This is a genomic window from Mucilaginibacter sp. P4_C11, from assembly GCF_056402115.1.
On the sequence record NZ_JBFUIA010000039.1, the window covers coordinates 13,190 to 24,800 of the forward strand.

The following is an 11,611-nucleotide window of genomic DNA, read 5'->3' on the forward strand; positions in this document are numbered from 1 at the left end:
TAATGCTTAATAATTGCCTTGGTGTTTGCAAACCTATTTAAAGGCATCCTCGCCGGTAATATCCATTCCCGTTATCAGCAGGTGAATATCATGAGTCCCTTCATAGGTAATTACCGATTCAAGGTTCATCATATGCCTCATAATAGGGTATTCGCCGGTTATGCCCATACCACCGAGCATTTGCCGGGCCTCGCGGGCTATATTAATAGCGGTTTCTACACTGTTACGCTTGGCCATTGAAATTTGAGCGGCAGTGGCCCTGTTTTCGTTTTTAAGTACTCCTAAACGCCAAACCAGCAACTGGGCCTTAGTTATCTCGGTTATCATTTCGGCCAGTTTTTTTTGCTGCAGCTGGAAAGCTGCTATAGGTTTACCAAATTGAACACGCTGTTTAGCGTACCTTAAAGCGGTATCATAGCAATCCATAGCTGCACCAAGTGCGCCCCAGGCAATGCCGTAACGAGCCTGGTTAAGGCAGCCAAGCGGGCCTTTTAAGCCTATAACATTTGGTAGTAAGTTTTCCTTAGGTACTTTAACATTATCAAAAACCAATTCGCCGGTGGCCGAGGCTCTTAACGACCATTTGTTGTGCGTTGTAGGAGTAGTAAAGCCCTCCATACCGCGCTCAACTATCAATCCGCGTACTTTTTTATCCTCGTCGCGCGCCCATACCACGGCAATATCAGCAAATGGAGCATTGGAGATCCACATTTTGGCGCCGTTTAGGATATAGTGATCGCCGGCGTCTTTAATATTAGTGGTCATCCCGCCAGGATTTGATCCGTGATCTGGTTCGGTGAGTCCAAAACAGCCCATGATTTCGCCGGATGCTAAGCGGGGCAGGTATTTTTTACGTTGTTCTTCAGACCCATAAGCATAAATAGGGTACATTACCAATGAGCCTTGCACAGATGATGCCGACCGGATGCCCGAATCGCCGCGCTCAATTTCCTGCATAATGATGCCGTAGGCCATATAGTCTAAACCTGCGCCACCGTATTCAACCGGTATTGTTGGGCCAAATGCGCCAATTTCGGCAAGGCCTTTTACCAGCTGCATCGGGAACTCGGCCTTTTGGGCATAGTCTTCAATTATCGGGCTTAATTCCTTTTTTACCCAATCACGTACCGACGAGCGGATAAGTTTATGTTCTTCGGTAAGCAATTCGTCTAATTGATAATAATCGGGCGATTCGTACAGATCTGTTTTGGCCATAATGTTATACTTGGTGGGCAAATATATGGCATTTAAAGTGGACAAAACAAAGCCAAAATCGCTGTTTTTGGATACCGGAAGCCACTTTATGCCAAAAACTATGTTTAGATTGTTTAAACATGGTTTTTGACGGATTTTATTTTTTTAAAAAAATAAAATCCCAAAACATCTATGTGTTTTGGATGGCCTATTTAACAAAGAACATGTTAAATAGAATGGCAATAATGTGTAAGTAAACGCCAATTGACTCCATTTTTAGCCAATGAATTTTAACTTTTAAACATTTTTTTCGACAAATAAATCAATTTATAAACCAACAAAATCTGCTACTTTTGAACTATGACTACTATTGCCCTGCAGGGTGCAGAATTTTTTGCATACCATGGATTTTATCCCGAAGAACAAAAAATAGGCTGCCGTTTCCTGGTAGATATCACAGTTGATTTTATCCCCCAGACTGAACCAGCCGACGACGAGCTTAAACACACCGTTGATTACGAAAAGGTATATTATATGGCTTGCGAGGAGATGAAACATTCCCGCAAACTGATAGAAACCGTGGCGCAAGCTATTTTAGACAGAATCAAAAGGAAATACCCTTACGTGGAAAGCATCCGGGTAGAAATAAAAAAATTAAATCCACCGTTGTTGGGTAAGGTTGCCCACTCGGCTGTTACAGTTAACTATAACAAGCAGTAAAATGGAATACAATAAAATAACACCGTTGGTATTAGATGCCATCATGGCTATTGTTGGCGCGGGCAATGTTATCAATCAGCATGACGAGCTTGAAAAATATAGTCATGACGAAACTGAAGACCTGGTTTATTACCCGGAAGTTGTTGCCCGGCCACAAACCCCTGAAGAAGTTTCAGCTTTGATGAAACTTTGCAGCGAAAGCATGATCCCCGTTACGCCCCGGGGAGCGGGCACGGGTTTAAGCGGCGGTGCCCTGGCCATTAAAGGCGGTTTGCTGATAGCGATGGAACGCTTTAACAAAGTACTGGAGATTGATGAGGCTAATTTACAGGCAACGGTTGAGCCAGGCGTTATTACCGAAGAGTTTATGAACCGGGCCGCTGTCAAAGGCCTGCTTTATCCGGTTGACCCGGCAAGTAAAGGAAGTTGCTTTATAGGGGGCAACGTATCCCATGGCTCGGGTGGGCCAAGGGTGGTTAAATATGGTACCATCCGCGAATATGTATTGAACCTGCAGGTGGTTTTACCATCGGGAGAAATTATATGGACAGGCGCAAATACACTTAAGTACGCATCGGGGTATAATTTAACCCAGTTGTTCATTGGGTCGGAAGGTACGCTGGGTATTATTACCAAGATTGTAGTGAAGCTAATTCCATTGCCCACGCTGGACGCTTTGATGTTGGCCTCATTTGCTACCAATGAAGCCGCCTGCGCGGCTGTTTCTGCCATATTTCGTGCCGGTATTGTACCATCGGCATTGGAGTTTATGGAACGGAGAGGAGTGGAGTGGGTGAAAGAACACGATGATATTGCCTTTGATTTACAAGATGATATCCAGGCCTTTTTACTGATTGAAGTAGATGGTAATAACCAGGACGTGATTTTTGCCGACTGCGAAAAAATTAACGCGGTGTTAGAATCGTACGATTGCAAAGATGTGCTCTTTGCCGATTCATCAGCACAAAAAGAAGAGCTTTGGCGGCTGCGCCGCACTATGGCTGTATCGGTAAAGTCAAACTCCATTTATAAAGAAGAAGATACCGTAGTGCCCCGCGCCGAATTGCCCCGACTGATTAAAGGAATAAAAGAAATAGGTACTAAATATGGCTTTGAATCAGTTTGTTATGGCCACGCGGGCGATGGAAACCTTCACGTAAATATTATTAAAGCCAACATGAGCGATGAGGACTGGAACAGCAAACTCAAATTCGGCATCAAGGAGATTTTTGAACTTACAGTAGGGTTGGGCGGCACGTTATCCGGTGAGCATGGCATTGGCTTGGTGCAAAAGGATTTTATGCCGATAAAATATTCTGACGTGCATTTTGCCCTTTGGCGAGGCATCAAGAGTGTATTTGACCCGAAAGGGATTCTAAATCCGGGGAAGATATTTTAATTTGAGAATTTGAAGATTTGAAAATGGATTAACGCCTGATTGTATCATCTTTAAATTCTCAAATTAATTCTTTTTCGATTCTGTCATTTTCAAATCTTCAAATTCTCAAATTTTCAAATCGATTCTTAATTCGTATTCAATATCAATCTCGGCTCATCATAAGCAATCATGCTCCTGCGTTCATCCGGCGGGATGGATACCGATTTGTTGGCTGCGTAGTCATAGCTGATACAAACGGTTTTACCCGTTGTCACAATTTCTTCGCCCTGCGGGGTTACTTTTACCAAAACGTGCATTACATCAAAGCTACTGTTGCCTATGCGAATGGTGCGCACGTAGCAGGCTATCTTATCCTGAACGGTGATCTGCTTTAGGTAATTAATTTCTGAGCGACCTATGATAATGCCGGCATTATTCCAATCCCAGCCAATGGCGTCTTTCCAATAGTTGGTGCGCGCTATCTCAAAGTAGGTTAAATATATGGCGTTGTTAACGTGTCCTAATGAATCAATATCCGAAAATCGGATAGGTATGTCAGTTTTGAATTTGTAATCGGTGAGTTTTTCAGGCATTTGTGTCATTTTGTCGGTAAAAAATCTTTAATAGTGACAAAACGTCATTTTAATTATTGATTTTCCCTGTTGGTATAACAGTTGATTAATACTTCACGAAGTTAACAAAAACAAAAACTTATAAATATACATATCATGACTTTAGTAAAATTTAACAACGGATTAAAAAACAACGCAAGAGGCCCATTCTTTAACGATGTATTCGATTCAATTTTAAATGATTCGTTCCTTGGCGACAAATTGGTAGCCCGTATACCTGCTGTAAACATTAGCGAAACTGAAAATGAATTCCACGTTGAATTGGCTGCACCCGGCTTGAAGAAAGAAGATTTGAAGATCGGTTTAGATAAAAACGTATTAACTGTTTCGTCTGAAAAGAAAACTGAAAACGTTGAAGAAGGCAAAAAATTCAGCAAACGCGAATATAGCTACAACTCATTCAGCAGGTCATTCACCTTGCCCGAAAGTGCCGATCATTCAAAAATCGAAGCAGACTATACCGATGGTATCCTGACTTTGACCATTACCAAAAAAGAAGAAGCTAAGTTTCAATCAAGAGAAATAGCTGTAAAATAAATTAAAGACTGTTTTCATAAAGTAGTTAGTTTGGTTTGAAGGCCGTTCCCGCGAGGGGCGGTCTTTTTTTACTTTTTGAGCCACTTGCATTTGCGCTGGTTTTAATATTTTATTGTATTTTACGCTGTGTGATAGTCGCAGATTTACCAAAAGCGTGTGCCTGCAAACCCGCGATCAGAAAAAGACATCTCACCTTGTACACAATAATTTTTTTAATATGATCAAAAAACTACTTACCATTCTTTTAATTTCTGTCGCTTATTTATCCCATGCCCAAAACAAAATTGTGGTTTTCCAATCTGATTTTGGTGTAAAAGATGGCGCTGTCTCGGCCATGAAGGGTGTTGCAACCGGCGTTTCTGCCGATTTAAAACTTTATGACCTCACACATGAAATTCCAGCCTATAATATATGGGAAGCATCATATCGCCTCTATCAAACCGTAAATTACTGGCCTGCAGGTACGGTATTTGTTTCGGTAGTTGATCCCGGGGTGGGCACCGCTCGCAAGTCTGTTGTGCTGAAAACCAAAACAGGCCAGTATATTGTTACGCCGGATAATGGCACCTTGACGCTGATAGCTGAATCCCTGGGAATAGCCGAGATCAGGCAAATTGATGAGGCCCGCAACCGCCGTAAAGGATCCGAAAAATCATACACCTTTCATGGTCGCGATGTATATGCCTACACAGCCGCACGTTTGGCTGCGGGCGTTATCACTTATGAACAAGTTGGCCCTGAACTGCCTAAACAAGTGGTGAAAATTCCTTACCAAAAAGCAATATTGGAAGGCGGAACCCTAAAAGGCACTATTGATATTCTTGATATTCAATATGGCAACCTGTGGACAAACATTGGCGACGACCTGGTAAAACAACTGAATGTTAAGGTAGGAGACACCCTGCACCTTGTAATTTACCAAGATGGCGAAAAGAAATTTGAGGGCGATGCTCCCTATAGCGATACGTTTGGCGAAGTGGCTAAAGGCAAGCCTTTGGCGTACATGAATAGTTTAATGCAATTGTCTTTTGCCTTAAACCAGGGCAGTTTTGCAGATGCTTATAAAATAGGCAGCGGAAGCAACTGGAGTGTGGTGGTGAGCAGGAAGTAGTAGTGAGTTGTCAGTTTTGAGTAGAGGGTGTTGAGTGACGTGTAGGACTCTCGGGTAGTTTTTTAATAAACACAAATGTTGCAGCGAAAGATGCGCCATTTGTGTTTATTTCCATTGACCAATGACCACTATGCCATCTCCCGGCTTCGCTTCATTTCTTCGGCCATTTTTATTCCCTGTTTCCTGACTTGTTCTGTGCGCACGTAGCGTTTATCGGCGCCTAAATTGGGCTTGGTAATAAAATCATAAAACATTCGGGTCCAGGAGTGGGTCGAATCCAGGTGCTGGTAAAACTCTTTGGTAATTTTATAATACTTAGGCAAAAAACGGCCCGGTATATTCATAATATCGTGGTGTTCATTATGGTAGCCTACGTTAAAGCAAACCCAGTTGAGCCAGCCATAGTATGAGTTGGTTTCCTGTCCTTCTTCAAATATAAAATGCTCGTGAATAAAATGCCCGGCTGCCGGGTGCAGGCTAAATCCCCACAAGGTGGATAGGAAGAGGTATATTATAGCAATTTTCCCTAAAAACACAAAAATCAACACATCAGTAATAATCAACGTAATAATGTTGGCCCATTCCCATTTGGTTGGTTTGGTATCAAATCCCCTTACCAAAAACAGGAAAAATATGTAAAAAAACAGCCAGATAAATTTTCGGAAACCTGATTTGCCCACCACTTTCACCTCCCAATGGCTCGGGAAATCGTTATCAACATCTTCGATACCCAGGTGGGAGTGATGCTTCATATGGTGTGTACGGAAGGCGATTGCCCCCGGCACTAAAACCGGTATATTGGCAAATATGGCCAGTGCCTTATTTTGCGCAGGCGTTTTCAGCATCAGGTTATGCGCCATTTCGTGCACCGCCATGGCCGACCAATGGTTCATGGTACCGCCTACCAGGTATGACAGCAGGATAATTTGCCACCAATAAGTTCCAAACGAAGGGAACCAGACACTTACACCCCACGCAAAGCTAATTTGCCCTGCCACAATGAAAAAAGTAAGCACTGCCGCCCAGGGATCGTAGCCCATTAATTGTTTTACCTCGGGGTGTTTCTTTAATACTTCTATCCGGCGCAAAAAATGTATATCCGGCGTTTCAATTGGCTCAAAAGGAGTATCGGTTTTCATGTTGATGTGTTTTAGGATTCTGCTAAATAACATAATTCACCTTATATTATTCCCGGTAGTTGTACGGAATTTAACTGCGTAGAAATACTTAATTATTAATAAATACACCACGGTAAATCCACAATATACACTGAGGTAATATATAGGGTAGCTTAACTTAACAATACTTATCCCGGCAATTTCCCGTTCTAACTGGCAGTTAAGGATAATGCGCATGCTAAACAAATTGTCATTTAATTCCTTTTTTTAATAATGCTGTATGGGCGCTAAAGCCATATGGCAAATAATTTTTTATGTTTACCGAAAAATCAAAACCAACTATGAAGTTTTTAAAAGCCCCTTTATTTTTATCGCTTATTGCTTTAGTGGCCATTACTTTTCCGGCTTGTAAAGCCAAGAAATTAGCCGAAAAACCAGCTCCTGTTGAAACTGAAAAAATGTACGCGCCGGCACCGAAACCAACGCCGCCGCCTGCTGCTGCTCCTGCGCCCACACCGCCGCCAGCACCTGCAAAACCAAATTATAATTTTACTAATATCCAATTTGAATTTAATTCGGCGGTGTTAAAAACAGCGTCGTACCAGGCGCTTGACCAGGCCGTTATCGAGTTGAAAAAAGACCCATCTGTAAAGTTTGTTTTAAACGGAAACTCATCTGCAGAGGGTACCGACGAACGTAATATGGAATTATCAATCCAACGCGCCAACTCGGTTAAAACTTACCTGGTAAATAGCGGCATCAGTGCAGATAATCTTGCGGTTAAAGGGTATGGCGAAAGCAAGCCTATTGCCAATAATACAACCGAAGAAGGACGGGTTCTGAACCGCAGGGTTGAGATTAAACTTGTGCAATAGTTATAAGTTTTGAGTTCTGAGTGTTGAGTTTTCGTCATAGTTTAAAGTTCCACGTCCCGGGTTTTATATTCTCTTCTAACTTCAGGCTTAGGGTGTAGAACTTCGAAGTTCAAACTCAAGACTCATAAATTAAAACACAAGACTTAACATACACAACGGGCAACCATTACGCGCCCTGTGCCGTAATGATGAAGTACTAAAAGACTTTGTCATTACGGCATTTTGAAACACATTTTTAAGGGAATACTCACGCTGCTTAGCGTAACCGAAAAAAACAGGTTGTACAGGCTCATCCTGCTCGATCTGTTTATCAGCGTGCTTGATATTGCCTTTTTAGGTGCATTGCTTATCATCATAGGGCTTTATACCTCGGGCACTCCAGTTCAACATCATTTATTGCGGCTTAGCTGGCTTAAACAGCAATCTATACTGCCAATCGGTTTATTTATGTTGCTGTATTGCGGCAAAAATTGGCTGGGTTACCTGATTACGCGGTTTCAGCATCATTTTTTTTACGGGGTAGCATCGCGATTGTCAAAAAGGAATATCCTGCATTACCTGAAAGATGAGTATATCAAATTTGTTAATGTCGATTCATCGGTACACATCCGCCAGGTAAGCCAGCAACCTATCGAGTTTAGTCATTACATCCTCAATAATGTTCAGCAAATTATATCCCAAAGCCTGCTTATTTTATTTACCATCGGTGCCATATTGATCTATCAACCATTGCTGTTTTTTTTATTACTGCTGGTGCTGTTACCGCCTATAATTACCCTGGCCTATTTTATCAAACGGAAATCTAAACAGGTGCGCGAACAAACAAAAATTGCGAGCGAGAAAAGTATCCAGTATTTACAGGAATCGTTAGCCGGGTTTATAGAAAGTAACATTTACAACAAACACACATTCCTGGCCGATAGGTACGTGAGTTACCAGCAACGGCTTAATAACAATATCGCAACGCAGCAAACGCTACAGGGGCTACCAGCAAGATTGGTAGAGATTTTTGCCATTTTTGGTTTTTTTATCCTGGTGCTGATAAACAAATGGGCTGTACGTGGCGCAGTGGTTGATGTGCTTACCATTGGCGTTTTTATTACAGCTGCCTACAAAATTATCCCCGGTATTATTAAAATCCTGAACAGTATGGGGCAAATAAAAACCTACGAATTTACCCTGAATGATTTGCTCGCTGTAAAAGAACCCGACACGTTGCCAAAGGCGGGTATGCTTAATATTGCTGAACCCATCAATTCTATCCGTTTTCACAATGTTTATTTTAGTTACGCAGATCAGCCTGTAGTATCGGGCATTAGTTTCGATGTTTGCGCAGGCGATTTTGTTGGTTTATCGGCAGCGTCTGGCAGTGGCAAAACAACCATCATTAATTTATTGCTTGGTTTTTTAACGCCTCAATCGGGCTATATCTACATAGATGGTAAACAAGCGAATACCCAAAAAAGACAGCAATACTGGAATAAAATAGCTTATGTAAAACAGCAAAACTACTTTATTCACGATACCATCCTTAAAAACATTACCCTTGCTGATGGTAAGGAATACGATACGGCAAAACTGGATGAAGCCATATCCTTTTGCGGACTTGCCCCCTTGTTATCCGGCTACCCAGAAGGCATAAATAAAATAGTGCGCGAAAACGGCAAGAACCTGAGCGGTGGGCAAAGGCAACGCATAGCCCTGGCAAGAGCATTGTACCACGACTTTGATGTGCTGATCATGGACGAGCCGTTTGGCGAAATGGATCAGCAGGCCGAAGAGGCTATCCTTATCCAACTAAAGCAATTAACAGCCCAGGGTAAGATCATATTTTTTATAACACACAACATTGCAAGCCTGAACCATTGCAACAAAATAATCCCCTTAATAAATGAATAAACCTGAAGCATTGGTCATATTAACTCCGGGCTTCCCCGCAAACGGTAACGATACCACATGTTTACCGCCGATGCAGGTTTTTGTAAAAGCTTTAAAACAACACAATCCGCTGTTACATATCATCGTGATTAGCTTTCAATACCCTTTTAAGGCTTCACGGTATTACTGGCATGGGGTTGAGGTTATTGCGATTGCAGGTAAGGGTAAGGGGCAGCTTTTCAGGCTGATAACCTGGTGGCGGGTATGGCAAACCTTAAAAGAGCTGAATGCCGGGTACAAACTTTTGGGCTTATTAAGCTTTTGGATGGGGGAGTGCGCGTTTATTGGCAACCGCTTTGCAAAAAAACACGGCCTGTTACATTATCCCTGGCTGCTTGGGCAGGATGCAAAAGGAGGTAATGAGTACGTGAACAGGATAAAGCCCCATGGCGGTTCGGTGATAGCGATATCGGATTTTTTGGCAACGGAATTCAGGATAAACTATGGTATCAAACCGGCGCATGTTATCCCTACAGGTATAGATGTTACGCTTTTTGGTGCCCGCGTTGCTGATCGGGATATCGACATTATGGGTGCAGGTTCGCTCATCCCGCTTAAGCAATATGGCCTTTTTGTAAATATTATCAAAAGCCTGGTTGCTGAATTTCCGGGATTAAAAACGGTAATATGTGGCAAGGGCCCGGAAATGGAAAAGTTGAGAAAACAGATAAACAGGCTTGGGCTGGAAAATAACATCGAATTAAAAGGTGAATTACCACACCCGGAGGTGTTGGCGATGATGCAGCGTTCAAAAATATTTTTGCATACATCGGCTTATGAGGGTTATAGTACTGTTTTAATCGAGGCCTTATATGCAGGCTGCCAGGTGGTGAGCCTGGTTAACGGAATGAATATAAGGCCCACACAGCATCACGTTCCCGGCAACGCCGAAGACCTGCCGGTTATTATCAAAGCAATGTTGAATGATAAGCAGCTGGAACATGAGCCCGTGCTGATATACACTACCGAAGAGATAGCGGCCCGCGTTACCACCTTATTTGTGAATTAATTGATGGCAAATATCAACCAGGTCATCGGCTATGGTTTTAAAACTTAGTTTTTTGTTAAAATGCTTTAAAACAGCTGCCGAAAGCTTTTGCCAGTCTGCGCCCTCAAGCGCTTTAAGGGTTTGACCCAAAGCATTGGCATCACCTGCGGGATATAAAAAACCATGCTGACCGTTGACTGTGATTTTTTGATAAGATGGGATGGTGGTAACAATGGGAATGCAACCGCAGGCCATGGCTTCTAACAAAGCATAACCGCTGCCTTCTTTATGGCTGCCCGATATATAAAAATCTGCCGCGCTAAACCAATAAGGCAAATCGTTATTTGCAACTTCGCCTACTAAAATAACGGCATCCCGTAGTTGGGCGGAAGACGTTATCAGCTCTTCTATGTCATTTAAAAGTGCTTCACTTTGGTAAATCATGTACAATTTTGCACCCGGGTTTGCCGGCAGGTAATCCCGGAAACCTTTTAAAACTGTTAAAGGGTCTTTATTTGTATTTAGGTGGCCCACCCAGATAAAGTTTGCATCGCCGGTAACCTTGGTATACTTTTTAGCAAGCTCTTTATCAATGGGTTTAAAGGCTGTAGAAGCTTCTAATAACTCAAATATTCGGGCACCAGACCTAATAATGCCTTTTTGTTTCCAGGCATCCGCATTGCCGGCCGAAGTAAAAAGGAATGCATCCGTCATCGTGCACGCCACCTTTTGCAGCCGGCCTTTTAAGCTACCTGAAGGTAGTTCGCCATGATGCTGTATGACCAGCTTAAACCTGTTGCCGCAAAGCAATCTTAAAAACATTACCTGTAACGGGAATACCAGGCCTTGTACCATCACGATATCTGGCTTCAATTTTTTTATAAAGCGATGCGTTTTTATGGTTATCGACCAGAATCTGTTGTTGCCTTTAAAAAAATAATAAGGTACTCCATTCATCACCACATGTTGCTCAAAAGCGGCGTGCTTTACAAAAGTAAAATCAAGCTTATTTTTAAGGTAGGGAGCAAAGGCCAGCGCCGGGGCATGTTTTTCTGTTACGTCCTGCGGCCGGGTATAGTTTAAATGTGAATAGTAAACAAGGTCAACAAGTTTTATCAAT

The 11,611-nt window shown here is 42.4% G+C and carries 11 protein-coding genes; 7 read left to right on the forward strand and 4 right to left on the reverse strand.

From position 1 onward, the window contains the following. Positions 1-33 precede the first annotated feature (33 nt). Positions 34-1,215 carry an acyl-CoA dehydrogenase family protein gene (locus tag AC1DU2_RS26495; RefSeq protein ID WP_477388155.1) on the reverse strand — a complete coding sequence of 394 codons (1,182 nt, stop codon included), beginning with the start codon at positions 1,213-1,215 and terminating at the stop codon, positions 34-36. A 339-nt stretch (positions 1,216-1,554) separates the two neighbouring features. Between AC1DU2_RS26495 and folB the strand changes: the two genes are divergently transcribed. Next, the gene (gene folB / locus AC1DU2_RS26500) at positions 1,555-1,914 is read left to right on the forward strand and encodes a dihydroneopterin aldolase (protein ID WP_477388158.1); all 360 of its coding nucleotides are present in this window, start codon (positions 1,555-1,557) and stop codon (positions 1,912-1,914) included. Between the two features lies 1 nt (position 1,915). Continuing rightward, positions 1,916-3,313 (forward strand): FAD-binding oxidoreductase, encoded by a 1,398-nt coding sequence (locus tag AC1DU2_RS26505; protein ID WP_477388160.1) that lies wholly within the window; start codon positions 1,916-1,918, stop codon positions 3,311-3,313. Positions 3,314-3,438: 125 nt separating this feature from the next. Here AC1DU2_RS26505 and AC1DU2_RS26510 read toward each other — a convergent pair whose 3' ends face one another. Beyond that, a complete protein-coding gene (locus tag AC1DU2_RS26510) occupies positions 3,439-3,885 on the reverse strand; it encodes an acyl-CoA thioesterase (protein WP_477388162.1) in 447 nt (148 codons plus the stop codon). A gap of 135 nt (positions 3,886-4,020) precedes the next feature. Here AC1DU2_RS26510 and AC1DU2_RS26515 point away from each other — a divergent pair, with 135 nt between their 5' ends. Both AC1DU2_RS26515 and AC1DU2_RS26520 read left to right on the forward strand, forming a co-directional pair. Further along, entirely contained in the window at positions 4,021-4,461 is a 441-nt protein-coding gene (locus AC1DU2_RS26515) for an Hsp20/alpha crystallin family protein (RefSeq protein ID WP_477388164.1), read from the forward strand. A gap of 217 nt (positions 4,462-4,678) precedes the next feature. Next, the gene (locus tag AC1DU2_RS26520; RefSeq protein WP_477388166.1) at positions 4,679-5,572 is read left to right on the forward strand and encodes an SAM hydrolase/SAM-dependent halogenase family protein; all 894 of its coding nucleotides are present in this window, start codon (positions 4,679-4,681) and stop codon (positions 5,570-5,572) included. A gap of 128 nt (positions 5,573-5,700) precedes the next feature. On the opposite strand, the gene AC1DU2_RS26525 is transcribed toward AC1DU2_RS26520, so the two are convergent. Then, positions 5,701-6,711 (reverse strand): fatty acid desaturase, encoded by a 1,011-nt coding sequence (locus AC1DU2_RS26525; protein WP_477388168.1) that lies wholly within the window; start codon positions 6,709-6,711, stop codon positions 5,701-5,703. Positions 6,712-7,031: 320 nt separating this feature from the next. On the opposite strand from AC1DU2_RS26525, the gene AC1DU2_RS26530 reads away from it, so the two are divergent. The 3 genes from AC1DU2_RS26530 (at position 7,032) to AC1DU2_RS26540 (ending at position 10,512) form a co-directional block, all read left to right on the forward strand. Next, a complete protein-coding gene (locus AC1DU2_RS26530) occupies positions 7,032-7,565 on the forward strand; it encodes an OmpA family protein (protein ID WP_477388170.1) in 534 nt (177 codons plus the stop codon). Between the two features lie 222 nt (positions 7,566-7,787). Beyond that, positions 7,788-9,464, forward strand: a complete 1,677-nt coding sequence (locus tag AC1DU2_RS26535) for an ATP-binding cassette domain-containing protein (protein WP_477388172.1) — start codon at positions 7,788-7,790, stop codon at positions 9,462-9,464. Next, on the forward strand, positions 9,457-10,512 hold the full coding sequence (locus AC1DU2_RS26540; RefSeq protein ID WP_477388174.1) for a glycosyltransferase family 4 protein: 1,056 nt from the start codon (positions 9,457-9,459) through the stop codon (positions 10,510-10,512). Before AC1DU2_RS26535 ends, AC1DU2_RS26540 begins: the two co-directional genes overlap by 8 nt. Here AC1DU2_RS26540 and AC1DU2_RS26545 read toward each other — a convergent pair. Beyond that, positions 10,498-11,610, reverse strand: a complete 1,113-nt coding sequence (locus AC1DU2_RS26545; RefSeq protein WP_477388176.1) for a glycosyltransferase family 4 protein — start codon at positions 11,608-11,610, stop codon at positions 10,498-10,500. The two genes, AC1DU2_RS26540 and AC1DU2_RS26545, sit on opposite strands and share 15 nt — an antisense overlap. Position 11,611: the final 1 nt, after the last annotated feature.